Origin of the sequence: Halomonas saccharevitans (genome assembly GCF_900116405.1) — a bacterium.
Classification (GTDB): Bacteria; Pseudomonadota; Gammaproteobacteria; order Pseudomonadales; family Halomonadaceae; genus Halomonas; species Halomonas saccharevitans.
The window spans coordinates 42668-61125 of sequence record NZ_FPAQ01000008.1; the positions used below are offsets into that span (position 1 = coordinate 42668).

21 protein-coding genes are annotated in these 18458 nt (G+C 65.1%); 14 read left to right on the forward strand and 7 right to left on the reverse strand.

Annotation, left to right across the window (positions count from 1 at the left end; genetic code table 11):
- Positions 1-9: 9 nt before the first annotated feature.
- From flgG to flgB, 6 genes are all read right to left on the reverse strand, one after another.
- Positions 10-792 carry a flagellar basal-body rod protein FlgG gene (gene flgG / locus BM388_RS05495; RefSeq protein WP_089848016.1) on the reverse strand — a complete coding sequence of 261 codons (783 nt, stop codon included), beginning with the start codon at positions 790-792 and terminating at the stop codon, positions 10-12.
- A gap of 27 nt (positions 793-819) precedes the next feature.
- Positions 820-1563 (reverse strand): flagellar basal-body rod protein FlgF, encoded by a 744-nt coding sequence (gene flgF, locus BM388_RS05500; protein WP_089848018.1) that lies wholly within the window; start codon positions 1561-1563, stop codon positions 820-822.
- 15 nt (positions 1564-1578) lie between these two features.
- Complete coding sequence (flgE, locus tag BM388_RS05505) at positions 1579-2976, reverse strand: flagellar hook protein FlgE (protein WP_089848020.1); 1398 nt, start codon at positions 2974-2976, stop codon at positions 1579-1581.
- A 63-nt stretch (positions 2977-3039) separates the two neighbouring features.
- Complete coding sequence (locus BM388_RS05510) at positions 3040-3753, reverse strand: flagellar hook assembly protein FlgD (protein ID WP_089848022.1); 714 nt, start codon at positions 3751-3753, stop codon at positions 3040-3042.
- Positions 3754-3757: 4 nt separating this feature from the next.
- Positions 3758-4165 (reverse strand): flagellar basal body rod protein FlgC, encoded by a 408-nt coding sequence (flgC, locus tag BM388_RS05515; RefSeq protein WP_089848024.1) that lies wholly within the window; start codon positions 4163-4165, stop codon positions 3758-3760.
- A gap of 15 nt (positions 4166-4180) precedes the next feature.
- Positions 4181-4588 (reverse strand): flagellar basal body rod protein FlgB, encoded by a 408-nt coding sequence (gene flgB / locus BM388_RS05520; RefSeq protein WP_089848027.1) that lies wholly within the window; start codon positions 4586-4588, stop codon positions 4181-4183.
- Between the two features lie 262 nt (positions 4589-4850).
- On the opposite strand from flgB, the gene flgA reads away from it, so the two are divergent.
- The 3 genes from flgA (at position 4851) to BM388_RS05535 (ending at position 6306) form a co-directional block, all read left to right on the forward strand.
- Complete coding sequence (gene flgA, locus BM388_RS05525) at positions 4851-5450, forward strand: flagellar basal body P-ring formation chaperone FlgA (RefSeq protein WP_245781466.1); 600 nt, start codon at positions 4851-4853, stop codon at positions 5448-5450.
- Between the two features lie 116 nt (positions 5451-5566).
- A complete protein-coding gene (gene flgM / locus BM388_RS05530; RefSeq protein WP_089848031.1) occupies positions 5567-5860 on the forward strand; it encodes a flagellar biosynthesis anti-sigma factor FlgM in 294 nt (97 codons plus the stop codon).
- Positions 5857-6306, forward strand: a complete 450-nt coding sequence (locus BM388_RS05535; protein WP_089848033.1) for a flagella synthesis protein FlgN — start codon at positions 5857-5859, stop codon at positions 6304-6306. The genes flgM and BM388_RS05535 overlap by 4 nt, the downstream gene beginning before the upstream one ends.
- Positions 6307-6376: 70 nt before the next feature.
- On the opposite strand, the gene BM388_RS05540 is transcribed toward BM388_RS05535, so the two are convergent.
- A complete protein-coding gene (locus tag BM388_RS05540; RefSeq protein WP_175535037.1) occupies positions 6377-8065 on the reverse strand; it encodes an EAL domain-containing protein in 1689 nt (562 codons plus the stop codon).
- A gap of 264 nt (positions 8066-8329) precedes the next feature.
- Between BM388_RS05540 and BM388_RS05545 the strand changes: the two genes are divergently transcribed.
- From BM388_RS05545 to cheW, 11 genes are all read left to right on the forward strand, one after another.
- Positions 8330-10012, forward strand: coding sequence for an HD domain-containing phosphohydrolase (locus BM388_RS05545; RefSeq protein ID WP_089848038.1), 1683 nt, complete (start codon positions 8330-8332; stop codon positions 10010-10012).
- 194 nt (positions 10013-10206) lie between these two features.
- Positions 10207-10626 (forward strand): flagellar export chaperone FliS, encoded by a 420-nt coding sequence (gene fliS, locus BM388_RS05550; RefSeq protein ID WP_089848040.1) that lies wholly within the window; start codon positions 10207-10209, stop codon positions 10624-10626.
- 2 nt (positions 10627-10628) lie between these two features.
- Entirely contained in the window at positions 10629-11009 is a 381-nt protein-coding gene (locus BM388_RS05555; protein WP_089848042.1) for a flagellar protein FliT, read from the forward strand.
- Positions 11006-12232, forward strand: coding sequence for a flagellar hook-length control protein FliK (gene fliK, locus BM388_RS18165; protein WP_089848044.1), 1227 nt, complete (start codon positions 11006-11008; stop codon positions 12230-12232). Before BM388_RS05555 ends, fliK begins: the two co-directional genes overlap by 4 nt.
- Complete coding sequence (locus BM388_RS05565) at positions 12229-12519, forward strand: EscU/YscU/HrcU family type III secretion system export apparatus switch protein (protein ID WP_089848046.1); 291 nt, start codon at positions 12229-12231, stop codon at positions 12517-12519. Before fliK ends, BM388_RS05565 begins: the two co-directional genes overlap by 4 nt.
- A 289-nt stretch (positions 12520-12808) precedes the next feature.
- On the forward strand, positions 12809-13144 hold the full coding sequence (gene flhD / locus BM388_RS05570) for a flagellar transcriptional regulator FlhD (RefSeq protein WP_089848048.1): 336 nt from the start codon (positions 12809-12811) through the stop codon (positions 13142-13144).
- A gap of 3 nt (positions 13145-13147) precedes the next feature.
- Positions 13148-13732: a flagellar transcriptional regulator FlhC gene (flhC, locus tag BM388_RS05575; RefSeq protein ID WP_089848050.1), complete on the forward strand. Its 585-nt coding sequence runs from the start codon at positions 13148-13150 to the stop codon at positions 13730-13732.
- Positions 13733-13875: 143 nt separating this feature from the next.
- A complete protein-coding gene (gene motA / locus BM388_RS05580) occupies positions 13876-14748 on the forward strand; it encodes a flagellar motor stator protein MotA (protein ID WP_089848052.1) in 873 nt (290 codons plus the stop codon).
- Complete coding sequence (motB, locus tag BM388_RS05585) at positions 14745-15701, forward strand: flagellar motor protein MotB (protein WP_089848054.1); 957 nt, start codon at positions 14745-14747, stop codon at positions 15699-15701. The genes motA and motB overlap by 4 nt, the downstream gene beginning before the upstream one ends.
- Positions 15702-15735: 34 nt before the next feature.
- Positions 15736-17910 carry a chemotaxis protein CheA gene (cheA, locus tag BM388_RS05590; RefSeq protein WP_089848056.1) on the forward strand — a complete coding sequence of 725 codons (2175 nt, stop codon included), beginning with the start codon at positions 15736-15738 and terminating at the stop codon, positions 17908-17910.
- Positions 17907-18404, forward strand: coding sequence for a chemotaxis protein CheW (gene cheW, locus BM388_RS05595; protein WP_089848057.1), 498 nt, complete (start codon positions 17907-17909; stop codon positions 18402-18404). Before cheA ends, cheW begins: the two co-directional genes overlap by 4 nt.
- Positions 18405-18458 lie beyond the last annotated feature (54 nt).

Genomic DNA, 18458 nt, shown 5'->3' on the forward strand with positions numbered 1-18458 from the left:
CCTCCCTGATTACAGCTGAGCCAGACGCGCCAGCATCTCGTCACTGGTCTTCACGGCCTTGCTGTTGATCTCATAGGCCCGCTGGGTCTGGATCATGCTGACCATCTCTTCCACCACGTTGACGTTGGAGGTCTCGACATAGCCCTGATAGAGGCTGCCGGCGCCGTTCATGCCGGGCATGGACTCGTTACGCGGCCCGGAGGAGGTGGTCTCGGCATAGAGATTGCCGCCCATGCTCTCGAGTCCGGTCGGGTTGACGAAGGTGGAGAGGGTGATCTGGCCCACCTGATTGTCCTGGCTGCTGCCCGGCTCTTTCACGGTCACCACCCCCCCCTCACCCACCGACACCGAGAGGGCATTGGCGGGCAGGATGATCGCCGGCTCCAGCGGATAGCCGTTGGCGGTGACCATCTGGCCGTTCTCGTTGAGCTGAAAGCTGCCGTCACGGGTATAGGCGGTGGAGCCGTCCGGCAGCAGCACCTGGAAGAAACCCTGACCGTTGATGGCGAGATCCCGGGAGTTGCTGGTCTGCTCCAGCCCGCCCTGGGTGTGCAGGCGCTCGGTGGCCACCGGACGCACCCCGGTGCCGACCTGCATGCCCGACGGCAGCCGGTCCTGAATGTTGTTCTGGGCGCCGGGCTGGCGCATGTTCTGATACAGCAGGTCCTCGAACACCGCCCGCGACTGCTTGAAGCCGTTGGTGCTGACGTTGGCCAGGTTGTTGGAGATGACGTCCAGTTTGACCTGCTGGGACTCGAGGCCGGTCTTGGCCGTCCACAGTGACTTGATCATCTAAGCATTCCTCGTGTTCGTAGCAGCTCAGCTCAGGGAGAGCAGACTGTTGGCGCGCTGGGCGTTCTCATCGGCGGTACTGATGACCTTGGTCTGCATCTCGTAGCGGCGGGCCACGTCGATCATCGACACCATGGCATCCACGGCGCTGACGTTGCTGCCCTCCAGAGCGCCGCTGGCCAGGCGCACGGTCTCATCGCCCGGCAGGGCGGCCGGCGCATCGCCCATGGGGCGGAAGAGCCCGTCGTCGCTACGGGTCAGCTGCCCCGCCGGCGGATTGACCAGCTTGAGACGCCCCATCGGCACCAGCGCATCGGGATCCTCTCCCTGACCGATGGTGCTGATGGTGCCGTCCGATCCGATGGAGACCTGGGCGCCCAGCGGCACCTGGATGGGGCCGCCCTCGCCGATCACCGGACGCCCGGCGCTGGTCAGCAGGCCATCGCCGTCCACCTGCAGGTCGCCGCGGCGCGTATAGGCTTCGCCATCGGCAGCCTGCACGGCGAGCCAGCCCGGCCCGTCGATGGCCACGTCCAGGGAGCGACCGGTCTGGTTGATCGTGCCGGTCGTGAGGTCCGCTCCCGGGGTCGAGGCGGCCGCCGATACGCGGGTCGGCAAGACGCCGTCGCCTTGCACCGGCACGGCGCGCATGGCGTGAAGCTGGGCGCGGAAGCCGGCGGTGTCCACGTTGGCGAGGTTGTGGCTGACCACCGCCTGCTGCTCCATGCTCTGCCGGGCGCCACTCATGGCGGTGTAGAGGATGCGATCCATGGCTCGACTCCCGCCTTAGCGACTCAGGTTGATCGAGGCCTGCAGGACCTCGTCCTGGGTCTTGATGGTCTGGGAGTTGGCCTGATAGGCGCGCTGGGTGACGATCATGTCCACCAGCTGCTTGGCCAGATCCACGTTGGAGGTCTCGATGGCGCCGGACTGGATGCTGCCCAACACGCCGGTGCCGGCTTCGCCCAGCAGCTCCTGACCGGAGGCTGCGGTAGAGGCCCAGGCGTTATCGCCGACCGACTGGAGACCCTCCGGGTTGCGGAAGTTGGCCAGGGCGATCTGGCCCGCGGGGCGCGACTGCTCGTTGGTATAATTGCGCATCACGGTACCGTCGTCCTCGATGGTGATGCCGACCAGGGCGCCGGAGGTATAGCCGTCCTGGGTCAGGTCGCTGGCCCGGGAGTTGTTGCCGAACTGAGTGGAACCGGCCAGGTTCATGTCGAAGGTCAGATCCTGCGGCCCTCCGCCCAGGAAGTCGCCGGTGGGGAAGTTGAAGGTCTGGTTGCCGCCAGCGGTCAGCTGGCCGTTGCCGTCGAAGGTCAGCTGCGACTGCTGGGGCATCGAAGCACCGTTCGTTAGCAGCTTGCCATCCATGGCGATACGCGACGTCCAGGTATTGGGCGTATCGTTCATCACCGCCGAGAGGTTGGCTGAATCCGGTTGTGTACCCAAGACGGCTCCGCCCAGATCTTCATAGTCGGTGCCATTAAAGTAAACGTTGCTGCCACTGCTGGCATCGTAATAGACGTCTCGTCCACCATCTTGCTGTTGCGCCCCCTTCTCATAATAGACGGTGACGTTGCGGGGGTTGCCCAGGGAGTCGTAGACGGTGAAGTTGTTGGAATAGTGGTAGTTGACGGTGGTCTCATCGTTGGGCGCCGCACCGCCGGTGTCGAGGGTGCTCTGCCTGCGATCCTCGCCGACGATCTCCCGGGCATCCAGGTTGAGGGTGGTGGACACATCGGTGGTAGCGCTGGCGGGCATCTCCTCGGACGGCACCTGCAGCACCTGGGGCTGGCCGCCGATCTCGACGTTGCCCGCCGCGTTGATGCCGTAGCCCATGATCCGGGCGCCCTGGGCGTTCTGCAGATAGCCGTCCGGGGTCATGGAGAGCTGGCCGTTGCGCGAGTAGACCACCTCGCCGTTCTGCTGAAAACGATAGAAGCCCTGGCCGCTGACCGCCAGGTCGAGCTCGCGCCCGGTCGCCTCGATGTTGCCGGCGCCGAAGTCCTGCAGGACCGCCGACACCTTGGTGCCGAGACCCGTGGAACCGGCGAAGACGTCGGCGAACTGGGCCCCGGCGCTCTTGTAGCCGACCGTCTGGGAGTTGGCGATGTTGTTGCCCAGCACGTCGAGGCTGGAGGAGGCGGCGTTCAGGCCGCTGAGTGCTTGTGAGAAACCCATGTCACTGTCCCTGTAATTAGCTGATTATCGAACGAAAACGGCACGTGATCGCGCGGCCCGTCATCAAAGGATCTGCTTGATATCCGCGAGCCCGACCCGGCCGTAGATGGCGCCCAGGTCGAGTTGAACATCTCCGCCATTGGTGGGCGGCGTGACGCTGCCGACCACGGCGTAGTTGAGAGCATCGACCGAGACCGCCTCGCCGCCCCGGGTGGCCTCGACGCTGACGCTGTAGGCGCCGTCGGCGGCGGTCTGGCCGTCGCTGGTCTGGCCATCCCAGCTGAAGGACTCCACTCCGGCCTTCGCCGACCCCAGGTCGTAGCTGTTCACGACCTCGCCGGACTGGTTGGTGATGGTGACGACGACGCTATCGGCGGGCTCGTCCAGCTCGATGCCGAACGGCGTGGTGGTCACCTTGGCCTCCTCTCCCTCGGCCGCCTCGCCCTGACTCAGCAGCACGCGATCGCCGGGCACCAGTACGCCCTTGCCGATCAGTCCGGTGGCCTGCAGGGTCTGGCCGGCGTCGATCTGGCCGGTGATCGCCGCCATCGACTCGTTGAGCTCCTCGATGCCGCTGACGGTGTTGATCTGCGCCAGCTGGGCGGTCATGTCCTCGTTCTTCATCGGGCTGAGCGGATCCTGGTTCTGCAGCTGCGTCACCAGCATCGTCATGAAGTTGTTGCGCAGCTCGTCCGACTGCTTGGCACTCAGGCTCGCACCGCCTGCGGCTCCGCCGTTCATGGCGTTGATCACGCCGCTATCGATGGAAGTCGCCATCTGTTTATCCCTCGCCCAGGGTGAGTGTCTTGAGCATCAGCTGCTTGTTGGTATTCATCACCTCGACGTTGGCCTGGTAGGAGCGCGAGGCGGAGATCAAGTTGACCATCTCACCCGCCGGATCGACGTTGGGCATGGTCACGTAGCCCGCGTCGTCGGCCAGGGGGTGCCCGGGGCGGTACTCCATGCGCATGGGCGAGGGGTCCTCGACTACCTCGCGCACGCCGACGCCGCCGATGCCGTCGCGCGACTGGGCGCGCGTCTCGAACATCACCTGCTTGGCCCGGTAGGCCTCGCCGTCAGGTCCGGCAACGCTGTCCGCGTTGGCCAGGTTGCTGGCGGTGACGTTCATGCGCTGTGACTGGGCACTCATGGCCGAGCCGGAGATATCGAAGATGGAGAACATCGACATACGGTCGCTCCTGGATTATTCGGGCTGCATGGCCTTCTTGAGGCCCTGGATACGGCTGTTGAGCATCGTCAGCGCCGCCTGATAGCGCACCGAGTTGTCGGCGAACTGGGTGCGCTCGCGGTCCATGTCCACGGTGTTGCCATCCAGGCTCGGCTGGGCGGGTACCCGATAGAGCAGGTCGCGAGAGGCCGACATCGGCCCCTGGCTCTCGAGATGGCGCGAGGAGGTCCTCGATAGCGCCAGCCCGCCATCGCCGCCCTGCTGAACGGCCTTGTTGAGCTCGCTGGCGAAATCCATGTCCCGGGCCTTGTAGCCCGGCGTGTCCGCGTTGGCGATGTTGCTGGCCAGCACCTTCTGGCGCTCCTGGCGCAGCCCCAGGGCCTGCTGGTGGAAGTTCAAAGAGGCTTCGAGCCGATCGATCATCTCGGCGCTCCCCGCAAAAGGTATGAGTCGACGGTGGAGAATAGCCAAGCCCCTGTCATGACAAAGGCTCGAACAGCCCGCATTCGGATAGCCAATTCACGATTTCCGCCGGAAGAGCGACCGCTAGAATCATGGCATCCGCTCACATCATGGCCTCGACATGCTCCGCCACCGCCCATCGCCTCGCCTTACGAGACATGCCGCCTGCCTGCTGGCGGCAATTCTGCTGCCGGCAGGACCAAGCCACGCCGACGAGGGCGCCATGCTGGCGAAGGTGCACGACTTTCTTCTCGAGCGCGCCTCGGGGTCGGGCGACGACGTCAGCGTCGAGGTACACCCGCCTCGAGCCGACCTGCCCACCTGCCCTCGGCCGGACATCTCTCTGACCCGTGCCGCCGACCGGCCGGCCGGTCGCGTCTCGGTAGGCGTACGCTGCGGCAACGACAGCCGGACTCGCTACCTGCAGGCTGAAATCCATATCACCGGGCACTATGTGGAACTGGCACGCGACGTACGAGCCGGCGATTCCATCCGTCCGGAAGACCTGACCGAGGTCACTGGCCGCCTGGATCGCCTGCCCCGCCAGGCCTTGCTCGACCCCGATCGAGCGATCGGCCAGCAGGCCACCCGTCATCTGGCGGCCGGCACCACCCTGCAGCGTCACCACCTGCGCGCTCGCCCGCTGGTCAGGCGGGGACAGCAGGTGGTGATCGAGGCGCGCGGATCAGGCTTTCGCGTGACGAGAAGCGCCGAGGCGCTGGAGCCGGGCGGCCGAGGGGACCGGATACGCGTACGCCTGGTCGATCGCGAGATCCTCGAGGCGAGAGTCGTGGGGGAGGGGCGCACCAGCGTGGACTTTTAAACGGCTTGACCGCACACTCGTCGCCACACCAGCACTGCAAAGCGATACGCCGCGCTAAAGTTAGCGGATCGACGGCCGATACCCTTCATCAACACATCGGTCACGAGGCCTTCACCGTGAAAATCGACAACCATCACTCCCTGCCACGCGCTGGCCAAGCGGAGCCGCGTGACGGGAGCCGCAAGGCTCAAGGCGCCGACAGCGCCCTTCGCCAGGACGCCGGGCCGTCGGCCACGACTCACCTGAGCCAGAGCGCCACAGACGCCGGCCAGGACATCGACACCGCGCGCGTAGAAGAGCTTCGCAAGGCCATTCGCGAGGGCAAACTGGACGTGCGAGCCGAGCGCATCGCCGACGGCCTGATCGCTAGCGTGCGAGACCTGCTGGGGGGAGAGGACGCCAGTCAATGAGCCTATATCGCCTGCTCGAGGAACAACGCTCTCGACTCACGACCCTGATTCAGCTCCTCGAGCACGAACAGGAGCAGCTGTTGGACGGCACGATCGATGGCGCACGGCTCGAGAAGATCGCCCAAGATAAGTTTCGCCTGCTGCTCAGCCTCGAAGAGACCGAAGGAAACCGGGCGAGAGTGCAACGCAAGCTCGGCTACTCCGATGACGCCAGCGGCGCGCGCCAGGCGGCCGAAGAGGCTGGCTGCCTCAAGCAGTGGCAGGCCACTCTCGACATGGCGGCAGACACCGCCCGCCTGAACGAGCGCAATGGCCGCCTGATCGGCCTGCGCATGACGCATAACCAGCAGATGCTGAACTATATCCATCGCATCGCCGAAAAATCCGTCTATGCCCCTGATGGCCGCACCACCACCGGGCAGCGCCGGCTGAACACCTCAGCCTGACGCCCCCCCTCCACGGCAGCCCCTACCTCTCAACGGCAGCCCGCTCAGCCGCCGTTTCTCCTTCACCACGTCAAGGCTCCAGACACTCCCGCGGGTCGAAGCCGCCCTCCAGCCGCTCGACCAGTGCCTCGGCCATCATCGGCGCGCCCAGCAGGTTTCCCTGCACCTGATCGATCCCCTTGCGGCGAGCCGCTGCCAGCTCTTCGTCCGTCTCTATGCCTACCATGATGCTGCCCAGCTGCAGCGCCTTCAGACACTGGGCCAGCGCGCTGATCGCCTGACGCGCGAACGGGCTGCTATCCATCAGGCCGTGCACCAGCTCACGGCCGATCTTCCCCTGAGAGATCGGCAACATCGCCAGGCGTATGAGATCCACGGGGGCACTGCCCAGGTTGTCGACCACCAGCCTTACGCCCATGCGGGAGAGGCGGCGCAGCAGCAAGCTGTGCGTGTCGGCCTGGCGGGAGAGCACCCTTCCATCGATCTCCAGCACCAGCCAGTCAAGCTCGCTGCAGTGCTGACGCAAAAAGCGATCCAGGGGCCGCCCATCGAAGACGCTCTGCTCGAGCAGGCTGGCATCGAGATTGACCGCTATCGTCAGGTCCGACAGCGGCGCACCGACTGCCTGCCAACGCTGACGCTGAAGGACGACCTGCTCGATGACCCAGCGGTCGAGCCTGACCATCTGCCCCATCTCGGCCACCATCGGCAGGAACTCATCGGGCGACACCATTCCCCGCCGGGGATCTCGCCACCGCACCAGGGCCTCGATACCGACGCAGCCGCCGGTGGCCAGATCGAATTGGGGCTGGTAAGCCACGGCGAAGTGGCGATCGGGACTGAGCAAGGCCTCCTGAAGGCGATGCCTCAGCGCCATGCGCTGCGAGAGCATTTTCTTCAGGCGCCGATCGAAGAAGACATGGCCGGCCGGACGAGCCTGATCCAATGCCTGGCCGGCACGATCCATCAGCTGCTCGGAGGAACTGCCATCGTCTGGGTAGAGGGCGATACCGACGGACAGCGTCAGCAGCAGCGGCGGGCGCCCGAGGGTGAAGGGGGCCTCCATGGCCTCGAGACAGCGCAGCGCGGCAGCCTGCAGACTCTCCGGAGAGACCGGATGCTCAATCAGCACCGCCCAGCGATCGCCGCCCAGGTAGGCGACGCTGTCCTCACCGCGCAGGGTCCCCGTCAGTCGACGGCTGATCTGGGCCAACAGGGTCTGCATGATCGGCTCGCCACAGGAGAGGCGCAGCTCATCGGCACGATCCAGCCGAACCAGCATCACGGCCAACTGCTGATCCTGACGATCTGCGCGTTCCATGGCATGACGCAAGCGGTCCTCGAAGACCCATTGACTGGCCAGGCCGGTATGCGGGTCCGAGAAGGGCGGCACCTTATCGGCCTGATCGCCCTGAAGGTCCACGAAGGCCAGCAGCTTGGCTACGCCCCCCGGGGCGCCCTCCGGGATCGTTTCGGCCATCAGCACCATCCTCGACGCATCGAGCCGCTCGCTTGCCAACCAGACGCGCTGCCAGCGGTGGCCAGCGGCGGATACTGCAACTTCGTTCTGCACCGGTGACCAGCAGACCATGCGCACGATGTCGGTCAGGCGCTTGCCGACGAGGTCACCCTCCTCCATGCCGAGCAACTCCAGCAGTCCCGCACTCACCCACAGCACCTCATCCTGGACATCGAGCATGGCCAGGGCCAAGGGTACGTGCTCACTGAGCAGTCGAGACAGCAGGGCCGGCTGCTGCATCAGCGCCACCACTCCTTGCTCTCCCGCTCTGGAAGGTGCCTGTGGCGGTGATCCAGCACCGTCGTGCGACATGGGAAACTCCGAAAGGATAGTGAGCCTCGACGACTCGTAGACTATAGAAGGTAAGGACCACCGTCAGGGCCATTACCACCAAATATCGACCGCGCGCCTCCAGACTTGAGAGACCGAACGGCATCCGGGCTCAAGATGTGCGTCAGACGGTCGATAGAGGATTCAGGAAAAATCGGCAATCAAGAGGCAAGGATGTCGCAGCAACAGGATGGCTATACCCGCGTAGAGAGCCCCAGCGAGATCGAGACGCTGCTGGAGATGCTGACCGAGCCCGGTGGCGCATCGCTGCAGGTGACTACCTCGGGTAGCAAGCCACTCCCCGTTCTGGTCGTGGAACAGCGACCAGGCAACTTGCTGGCACTGGACATCAGCGCCATTCGAGAAATCGCCGGCGAATTGAAGCGCGGACAGGCATTCCGCCTGCTGGGCCAGACCCAGGGCAAGATGCTGAGAAGCCCGTCTCTGATGATGACAGAGTGTCACGAGGCCGAGGGTCGCCTGATATGCACCTGCCCCTACCCCCATCATCTGGAGGTTCTGCAGCGCCGCGCGTCCTTTCGTGCCCGGCTGCGCCTTGGCATGGAGGTGGGCGCCATCCTGCGCGACGACAAGGACGGATCGGCCCAGGGAGATCTGAAAGACCTCTCGCTCGAGGGCTGCCAGCTGGAACTGGCACTATCCGCCGGCGCCCTGCTGGCAAATGCCGATCGCTCGCTTGAGGTGGAGCTTTGCTTTCCCAACGAGACTCGATTCGTGGTTCGCGCCTCACCGCGCCACCAGACAGTGGACACCGAACGTCAGATCATCCTGGCCGGATTTCGCTTCGACGCTATCAGCGGCGATCAGGAGCGCCAGCTCTGGTACTTCGTGCGCGAGATCGAGCGCGAGTCCGCCCGTTACGCCGAGGGCAGTGAGGCGTCGCGCCTCCCGTCACTGCTCTTCCAGACACAGGCCGCCACGCCCCCCACCGTGGGTCGGCGCACCAGTCAAACTTACCCCACCCCCATGGCCAAGCGGCTGGCCCGCATCGCCGGCTATCTGGATGCCCAGCTGCTCGAACTACAGCAGGGCGGAGAAGTAGATCCGGTACAGCTGTCGCGGCACGCCGACCGCTTGTTGACACTCCATGACGAGGATCGCGAGGGACTGCTCTTCGCCACCCGCTGCCTGCAACACGAGCCGCGACTGGTGCGTCACTGTCTCGGCGCGAGCGTTCACCTGCTGGACCTGGCAGGCCTGCCTCCCATTCCTCGAGAACTGAGCAAGGCCATGGTGGCCAGCGCCATGGTGCACGATCTGGGCAAGGCCGAGTGGGACGCCGAACTCTGGCAGGCCCCCCATCCCGATGCGCGCCAACGCCAACAGATGCACGGCCACGTGGAGGAGCTGATGCGCCGCATGGAGCGCTGCCAGTGGCTCTCCGCCAACATCTTCGAATCGGTCGCGCGCAACGTCAACGAGCGCCTGGACGGCAGCGGCTACCCGCGCGGCCTGACTGCCGATGCCCTGCACGAGCTGGCGCGCGCCGCCGCCGTGGTGGACGCCGTCGATGCCATGCGGCGAGACCGCCCGGATCGCCCCGCCTGGCGATTCGACGCCATCTACCGCCACCTGCTGAACCACCCCGACCAGTTCGATCAGCGCTGGGTCAAGCGCTACATCCAACGCTTCGGCCTTACCCCGATCGGTTCGCTGGTTCGCTTCGACGGCGGTCAGCTGGCCTGGATCCAGGCCCTCGACGCACAGGGACATCCCGACCAGGTTCAGCTGACCGATGCCATCGAACCACCCGGTTCGCCACTCGGCGAAACCCTTCGAGGCAGCGCTATTCAGAATCTGGGCGGCATTCAGGAAGAGCTGCCGATCTCGAGCTAAAGTCCTTGTCGGCACAGCCGATATACCGAAATACCTCGTCTGACGGTGGCTGTTCATTGCCATGTTGGCGCCAGCTCTTGTCAGACTATCTGCATAGCAGGGGAGACATATGACGGTCGTTTCAGCATGGAACGAAGCCTGATTCTCCCTCTACGGCCATACACCGAGGCCTTAACGACAGGAGCAAGCAATCCATGAGCGCCATGCGAGGAGCCGCCGCCTACGGACGCGGGGCCAGTGCCTATGCCAAGGTCGGCGTGGAAAGTGCCGTGATGGCCGCAAGCCCCCATCAGCTGATCGTGATGCTGTTCGACGGCGCCCAGGCATCTATCCGCACCGCACGCATCCATCTCGAGGATGGCAACGCCGCCGAGAAGGGCAAGGCGATCTCCAAGGCGCTGGATATCGTCAACAACGGCCTGATGGCCGCCCTGGACGCCGAGCGTGGCGGCGAGATCGCCGAGCGCCTCGCCTCGCTCTATGATTATGTGGCGCGCCTGCTGTTGGCGGCCAACCGCCACGACGACATCGAGAGCCTGAACCAGGCGGAGAAGCTCTTGAACGACATCGCCTCGGCCTGGCGGGAGATCGACGGCCAGGCATCGGGGAGCTGATCATGGCACATGGCGGTGAGCCAAGCAGCCAGCAGGCGCTGGTCGATCAGTACGAAGCCTTACGCTCGCGAACCCGCCATATGCTGGCCTCGGCACGCGAGGCCGACTGGCCGAGGCTGATCGACCAACAGGAGAGCTATCTTGTACAGGTCGAACAGCTGGCCACGCTCGAAGCGGAATGCCCACTGGATGCCACACATCGGGCCCGCAAGGCGACGCTGCTCGAAGAGATCCTGGAAAACGATCTCGAGATCCGCGGGCGCCTGGTCGAGCGTCGCGACGAGCTAGGCGAGCTGATCGGCACCGCTCAGCGTCAGCGCAAGCTTCAGCATGCCTACGACGTCGGCGGGCAGTCGCCCGCGACGCCGAGCCGCGCTCAGTGAGCGGCATCACCCCGCTGCTGGATACCCTACTGCACCAGGTGCTGGGCAAACGGGTCGACACCCAGCCACCTCAGGATTTAAACCAGCCGGTCAAACCCACCTCCCCCGCCGACGCGGCGAAGGCCCTGCACAGCGACTCGCGACTCGACGCTCGGAGCCCGTCTTCTCCCCTGCCGGAACTGGGGCGCGCGTCGCGCGCCCAATCGGACAGCGCCGCGCGACCGCCGCCCGACTCCGGCCAGCCCCCCGCCTCGGCGCAGACCCACTTCAGCCGCTCGGCACTCACCATCGCCGACCTGCTGATGCGTTTTCCAGCCCCCCCTTCCTTCGTGCGGCCACCCACACCGCTGATGATGCCAGGGCAGGCGCCTGATCCGGCCAACGTCGCCGTCCGCCTGGAGGAGAGCATCCGCCATAGCGGCCTCTTCTATGAATCCCACCTGGCTCGCTGGTTCAAGGGAGAGATTCCCCGCCAGCAGCTCGAGCGGGAACCCCAGATGTGGCGCTCCCTGCAGTTCACGCTCCCGACCACGCGCCTCGGTAACGCTCTGCCAGGCGGCCTGGCCGGTCCCCGCGATGCCCCCTTCCTTCCAGGGGCACCCCTACCTCAAGCAGGCCGCTCTCCGGCCGCCCCCCAGGTGGCCAACGCCCAGCCCTCTGCAGCAGCGCCGACTCCCGCCAGCCCGGCCTCCACATCGCCGACCTTGAGCCAGGCCGCCACGACGCCCTCGCCCCTCGTCGTGGACGCCAGCGCGCCCAATACTCGCGAACCGCCTGCCGAGCCCCTCCTGCGCGCGCCCTCCAGCCAGGCCGTTCAGGAGAGTCTGCAGGGCATCGTCCGCCACCAGCTCGAGATGCTGGTGACCCCGACGCTGCGCTGGGAGGGTGACGTATGGAGCGGCCTGTTCATGGCACTGATGGTACCGCCCCCCCCCGGACAGCAGGAGCGTTCGGGCAGCGAAGACGCCGAATCCCAGCGCCGCGACCGCGAGCGTCGCGGCTGGCGCTCGGAGATCGACCTGGACGTGGCCGGCCTGGGGCGCATGAAGGCCTCGCTGTGGATGGAAGCCGACCGCGTGGAGATCGATCTGCGCCTGGCGCGGGACTCGACCAGACAGCGCCTGGAGAGCGGAATCGATCATCTGCGAGCTCGACTGGCCGGCCACGGCTTCGAGACGATCCAGATCGATCTCGCCCGACTGGATGAGGGTCCAACACCATGAGCGGCAAGGATTCCGAGGGCCGTCGTCAGGCGGTGGCCCTGGCCTATCAGGACGCAAATGATGCGCCACGTGTCGTAGCTCAAGGCTATGGCGAGCTGGCCGAGCGTATCATTGCGGAGGCCACGCGCCAGGGCGTCCATGTCCACGACGCGCCGGAACTCGTCGGCCTGCTCATGCAGCTCGACCTGGATGAGGCGATCCCGCCACGGCTCTACGAGGTGATCGCGGAATTGCTGGTCTGGGTGTATGAGCTGGCCCCGGAGGAATCCAGGCCACCGCCAGCGTGATAGGCCATCGCTATGGGTATCATCGCGACACCTTATGTATACATTTGTTAAAACCTAATTATTATTTAATTACCGGGATACAACCCGAGAAGCATGATTTTTCTCATCTTTTTTATTAGCTAACGTCAATTATCTCGATCATCCCTGATACCTGCCTCGCGATGCCGATTGCATCCAACGCTCAGCTCCTGAAATTATGACGCACTAAAAGCAAGTCACACCGACTTCGAGTGCAAGCGGGAGGCCCGCCTCATGAGGGCCACAGCCTCGCCAGAGCAATGGAAAGCCGATGGGAAAAACAAATAGCAACAGCGCAATGGATGAGATCCACGAGCTGAACCTCACCTATCTCCTGCTCGCCCAGCGACTGATCAGCGAGGATCGTGTCGCCGCCAAGTTCCGCCTCAAGATCGACGACGAGATGGCGGACCTTCTGCAGGGGCTCAACGCACGTCAGCTGATGCAGCTATCGCGCGTCAATCAGTTGCTGTGTCACTTCGGTCATGACAGCGCCGAACAGCTGCGCCAGTTGACGCACAACCCTCGTGAGCAGGGTCTGACCCAGTTTCATGCTTCGCTGCTGATGGCATCTCGACCGGCGGCCTCGACCGCCACGGAGCAATAAGGGATGTCCAGCAAGAGTCTTCTCGCGGAAATGCGCCAGGTCCAGCTGGCGATCGATCTGATCGAACTCGGCGCACGCCTGCAGGTTCTCGAGACCGAGACCGACCTGAGTCGCGCTCGTCTGATTCGCCTGTTCAAGGAGATACGCGGCATGTCGCCGCCCAAGGGCATGCTGCCCTTCTCCACGGACTGGTTCATCACCTGGATGCCCAACATCCACTCCTCGCTGTTCTACAACACCTTCCTGCGCCTGCAGAAAGATCAAGGCTGCGAGCGCATGGAAGCATTCATCAGTGCCTATCGGCTCTACGCCGAGCAGGTGGAGATCGATGGCGCCGAAACCGTGCTGGGCTTGACGCGTGCCTGGACCCTGATTCGTTTCTTCGAGAGCGATCTGCTGCAGCTTTCGGCCTGCACTCGCTGTGCCGGCCACTTCGTGGCGCACGCCCACAGCCCGACTCACGACTATGTCTGCGGCATCTGTCAGCCCCCCTCTCGAGCCGGCAAGACACGCAAGCGCCAGCAGAGCGTGGCGGACCGAAAGCCCGCCAAGGCATCGCCGCTCCCCCTCGACCATCGCATGGCCTGATCGTCCACTCGCGCTTGATCACGCGAACCGGCGACGCCCGTCCCCTTTCAGCGACAAGTTTCACTCGAGGTCCTCAAGTCCCACCCGAGGCCGCCGATATTCGATAGAGACCATCATTCATCGTCTCGCTAGGAATACCGGCCGTGTTGATACCCATCGGATACCTTGTCGTACTCCTCTCCGTGTTCGGGGGCTTCGCCCTGGCGGGCGGCCACCTGGGCCCACTCTTTCAGCCGACGGAGTTCCTGATGATCGGCGGCGCCGGCATCGGCGCCTTCATCGCCGCCAACAACGGCAAGGCCATCAAGGCGACCTTTCGGATCTTCGGTCGGCTGCGCCGCTCTAACCAGTACGACAAGGCGCTCTACATGGAGCTGCTGGCGCTGCAGTACAAGATGCTCTCGAAGATTCGCCGCGACGGCATGCTGGGCATCGAACGCGACATCGACAATCCTTCCGAAAGCACCCTGTTCAACGAACACCCCCGCGTACTTGCCGACCCGCTGATCATGGCCTTCCTTACCGATTACATGCGCCTGATGGTCAGCGGCAGCATGGATCCCATGGAGCTCGACGAGCTGATGCTTCACGAGATCGAGGCCTTCGAGCAGGAGGCGCATATTCCCATCGACGCCATCTCCAAGGTGGGCGATGCCATGCCGGCCTTCGGCATCGTGGCCGCGGTAATGGGCGTGGTAAAGGCCCTGAGCGCTGCCGATGCCGCGCCCGATGTCATGGGACAGATGATCGCCCACGCCCTGGTCGGCACCTTCCTCGGCATCCTCGCCGGCTACGGCTTCATCAATCCGCTGGCGAGCCGCGTGGAGCGCCAGGCCAAGGAAGTGGAAAAAATCCTCCAGTGCATGCGGGTCACCCTGCTGGCCAGCCTGCACGGTTACGCCCCCCAGCTCGCCGTGGAGTTCGGCCGCAAGGCGCTGCATACCGAGGAGCGTCCCGGCTTCACCGAGCTGGAAGAGTACGTCCGTAATGCCAAGGAAGGCGCAGGCGGCGCATGAGTTCGAACCACAGACCCATCATCATCCGCCGCAAGAAGGTCGTTCATCGACACCACGGCGGCAGCTGGAAGATCGCCCTGGCGGACTTCATGACCGCCCTGATGGCGCTGTTTCTGGTCATGTGGATCCTGTCACAGTCTGATCCAAAGCAGCGCGAGGCCGTCTCGGAGTACTTTCGCACCCCCCTGCTGACCGCCATCACCGGCGGCGACGGCGCGGCCAGAAGCCCCAATGTGATTCCCGGCGGCGGACCCGACCCGGTGCATGCCGAAGGCGAAAGAGCGCGCATCGATCTGCGCACCCAGACGCGCCCCAGCGATCAGCAGCGCCGCGCCTTTCGCGACCTGCAGCAGCGAATCGAGAGCGCCATCGACGCGGATCCGGACCTGCGCCAGCTGCGCCAGCAGCTGCGCTTCGACATGACGCCCGAGGGCCTGCGCATCCAGCTGCTCGATACCGAGCAGCGCCCGATGTTCGAGCTGGGCAGTGCCCGGGTCGCGTCCTACATGCGCGACCTGCTGCGCACCATGGCCCCACTGCTCAACGAGCTGCCCAACGATCTCAGCATCGGCGGCCACACCGACGGCCTGGCCTATCTCAACGGCTATCGCGGCTACAGCAACTGGGAGCTCTCGAGCGACCGGGCCAACGCCTCACGTCGCGAATTGGTGGCCGGGGGGCTGAACCCCGCCAAGCTGCTGCGGGTCTCCGGCTTCGCCGACCGGGTCGTCATGCCGGGCACCGACGCCAGCGACCCCGTGAATCGACGCATCGAACTGCTGGTGCTGTTCCGCGAGGTCGCCCAGCGCATTCGTTCACCGGGCCTGCTCAACGGCGCGGTGGCACCGTCACCGATCAGCCGACAGGCGGAGAGCGCAAGCGATGAGGCGCCGGTCGAGCGATTCAACCGAAGCCTGCAGCAGGCCCTCGGCACCGAACAAACGCAGCCCTGAGGGGCGACAACCATTCCTGGGTGGGGACACGCGCATGGATATCACCGATTTCTATGAAACCTTCTTTGAGGAGGCCGAAGAGCTGCTCGCCGACATGGAGCGCCACCTGCTCGAGATCGACCTCGAGGCGCCGGATGCCGAACAGCTCAACGCGATCTTCCGGGCCGCGCATTCGATCAAGGGGGGCGCCGGCACCTTCGGCTTCGACGTGCTGCAAAAGACCACGCACCTCTTCGAGAACCTGCTCGACCACACGCGCCGCGGGGAACTGACGCTCCGCCGGGACATCGTCGATACCTTTCTGGAAACCAAGGACATGCTCCACGACCAGCTGGACGCCTATCGCAACGAGGAAGCGCCCGATCAGGAAGCCTTCACTCGAATCTGCCAGACCCTGCAGCAGCTGGCTCGCGAGGAGATCGGCCAGGAGCTCGAGGCGCCCAGCGGCACGCCTGGCGTCGCCGACGCGGCTCCCGCGGCACAGGCCGAGCCAGCACCGACGCCGGACAGCACGCCCGCGGACAGTCAGACCACCGAGTCCGCGAGCGGCGAGCAGACGCTGATCGTGGCGCTGCTGAACGTCGGCGAGAAGGATCGCGGCCTGCTGGTGGAGGAGCTGGGGCAGCTCGGCACGGTGCAGGACCAGCATGGCGACGAGGCCCGCTACGAGGTCACGCTGCTCACCGCGACCGGCCGTGACGACATCGAGGCGGTGATGTGCTTCATCGTCGAGCCCGACCAGCTGCAGATCGAGCCCGTCGCGGCAGCGCCGGCCGCTCCAAGTGCCTCACCGACGCCGCCGGAAGCCGCCGAGGCCGTCGCCGCCTCATCAGCAAGCGACGCGGCAGGCGCCGCCGACGCCAAGAAGGCGGAGGCCCAGAAGGCAGAAAGCAAGAAGGAAGAGAACAAGAAAGAAGAGAGCAAGCAGGAGGGCAGCAAGCCCAAGGCGAAGAAGGCCAAGGCCGGCGGCGAGTCCAGCTCGATCCGGGTCTCGGTGGACAAGGTCGACCAGATCATCAACCTGGTAGGCGAGCTGATCATCACCCAGTCGATGCTCGACCAGACAGTCAGCGAGCTCGACGGCATCACCCACGGCGGCCTGCTCAACGGCATGAGCCTGCTGCAGCGCAATGCCCGGGACCTCCAGGAAGCGGTCATGTCGGTGCGCATGGTGCCCATGGACTACGTGTTCAGCCGCTACCCGCGCCTGGTGCGCGACCTGGCGGGCAAGCTCGACAAGGACGTCGAGCTGGTCACCGAGGGCGAATCCACCGAACTCGACAAGAGCCTCACCGAGCGCATCATCGACCCGCTTACCCACCTGGTGCGCAACAGCCTGGATCACGGCATCGAGGACCCGGACACCCGCGAGGCGGCCGGCAAGCCGCGCACCGGGCGCCTGACCCTCTCGGCCCAGCACCAGGGCGGCAACATCCTCATCGAGGTGATCGACGATGGCGCCGGCCTGGATCGCGACAGGCTGCTCGCCAAGGCCCGCGACAGCGGCCTATCGGTCTCCGACACCATGAGCGACGACGACGTGTGGCAGCTGATCTTCGCCCCCGGCTTCTCCACCGCCAAGGAGGTCAGCGACGTCTCCGGGCGCGGCGTGGGCATGGACGTGGTCAAGCGCAACATCCAGGGCATGGGCGGCCACGTCGAGATCATGTCCCGCAAGGGCCAGGGCACCACCACGCGCATCGTGCTGCCGCTGACCCTGGCGATCCTCGACGGCATGTCGATCAAGGTCGGCAAGGAGGTCTTCATCCTGCCGCTCTCCACCGTGCTCGAGTCCCTGCAGCCCTCCCGCGATGACCTCTATGCCATGGCCGGCGACGACGTGGTGCTCAAGGTCCGCGACGAGTACCTGCCCGTGGTGGCCGTGCATTCGGCGCTGGACGTGGAGGGCGCCAAGACCGAGCTCAACGAGACCATCGCGGTGATCGTTCAGGGCGAGGGGCGCCGCTATGCCCTGCTGGTGGACGATCTGATCGGCCAGCAGCAGGTGGTGGTGAAGAACCTCGAGACCAACTATCGCAAGGTGCCGGGCGTCTCGGCGGCGACCATCCTGGGCGACGGCAGCGTGGCGCTGATCCTCGACATCGCCGACATGCATCGCCTGAACCGGGCAAAGAAGGAGGCGCGACGCCCTCAGCGCGCCACCACCGATCACTCAACGCTGTTCCGCACGGAGGAAGAACCATCATGACCAGCCTGACACGCAACGCTGACCACGCCGCATCCGAGGCCCACAACCGCGAGTTCCTGGTGTTCTCGCTGGGCGAGGAAGAGTACGCCATCGACATCCTCAAGGTGCAGGAGATCCGCGGCTACGAGAATGTCACGCGCATCGCCAATGCCCCGGAGTTCATCAAGGGCGTGACCAATCTGCGCGGCATCATCGTGCCGATCGTCGATCTGCGCATCAAGTTCCACCTCGACACCGTCGAGTACGGCGGCCAGACCGTGGTGATCGTGGTCAACGTCGGCGAGCGGGTGGTGGGCATCGTGGTGGATGGCGTCTCGGACGTCATGACCCTTACCCCCGAGCAGATCAAGCCCGCCCCGGAGTTCGGCGTGACCCTCTCCTCCGACTTCCTGAGCGGCCTGGGCAGTCTCGAGGATCGCATGCTGGTGCTGGTCGACATCGACAAGCTGCTGACCAGCGAGGAGATGGCCCTGGTCGAATCCGTCGGCGAGTGAGGCGCGTCCGGCTCACCTAATCATGACTCGATGATCTAACGACCCGCGAGGGAA

Excerpts from the sequence above, each read along its gene's own strand:
- flgG (WP_089848016.1), bottom strand. The coding sequence starts at position 792 with ATGATCAAGTCACTGTGGACGGCCAAGACCGGCCTCGAGTCCCAGCAG.
- flgF (WP_089848018.1), bottom strand. The coding sequence starts at position 1,563 with ATGGATCGCATCCTCTACACCGCCATGAGTGGCGCCCGGCAGAGCATG.
- flgE (WP_089848020.1), bottom strand. The coding sequence starts at position 2,976 with ATGGGTTTCTCACAAGCACTCAGCGGCCTGAACGCCGCCTCCTCCAGC.
- BM388_RS05510 (WP_089848022.1), bottom strand. The coding sequence starts at position 3,753 with ATGGCGACTTCCATCGATAGCGGCGTGATCAACGCCATGAACGGCGGA.
- flgC (WP_089848024.1), bottom strand. The coding sequence starts at position 4,165 with ATGTCGATGTTCTCCATCTTCGATATCTCCGGCTCGGCCATGAGTGCC.
- flgB (WP_089848027.1), bottom strand. The coding sequence starts at position 4,588 with ATGATCGATCGGCTCGAAGCCTCTTTGAACTTCCACCAGCAGGCCCTG.
- flgA (WP_245781466.1), top strand. The coding sequence starts at position 4,851 with ATGCTGGCGAAGGTGCACGACTTTCTTCTCGAGCGCGCCTCGGGGTCG.
- BM388_RS05535 (WP_089848033.1), top strand. The coding sequence starts at position 5,857 with ATGAGCCTATATCGCCTGCTCGAGGAACAACGCTCTCGACTCACGACC.
- BM388_RS05540 (WP_175535037.1), bottom strand. The coding sequence starts at position 8,065 with ATGCAGCAGCCGGCCCTGCTGTCTCGACTGCTCAGTGAGCACGTACCC.
- BM388_RS05545 (WP_089848038.1), top strand. The coding sequence starts at position 8,330 with ATGTCGCAGCAACAGGATGGCTATACCCGCGTAGAGAGCCCCAGCGAG.
- fliS (WP_089848040.1), top strand. The coding sequence starts at position 10,207 with ATGAGCGCCATGCGAGGAGCCGCCGCCTACGGACGCGGGGCCAGTGCC.
- BM388_RS05555 (WP_089848042.1), top strand. The coding sequence starts at position 10,629 with ATGGCACATGGCGGTGAGCCAAGCAGCCAGCAGGCGCTGGTCGATCAG.
- BM388_RS05565 (WP_089848046.1), top strand. The coding sequence starts at position 12,229 with ATGAGCGGCAAGGATTCCGAGGGCCGTCGTCAGGCGGTGGCCCTGGCC.
- flhD (WP_089848048.1), top strand. The coding sequence starts at position 12,809 with ATGGGAAAAACAAATAGCAACAGCGCAATGGATGAGATCCACGAGCTG.
- flhC (WP_089848050.1), top strand. The coding sequence starts at position 13,148 with ATGTCCAGCAAGAGTCTTCTCGCGGAAATGCGCCAGGTCCAGCTGGCG.
- motB (WP_089848054.1), top strand. The coding sequence starts at position 14,745 with ATGAGTTCGAACCACAGACCCATCATCATCCGCCGCAAGAAGGTCGTT.
- cheA (WP_089848056.1), top strand. The coding sequence starts at position 15,736 with ATGGATATCACCGATTTCTATGAAACCTTCTTTGAGGAGGCCGAAGAG.
- cheW (WP_089848057.1), top strand. The coding sequence starts at position 17,907 with ATGACCAGCCTGACACGCAACGCTGACCACGCCGCATCCGAGGCCCAC.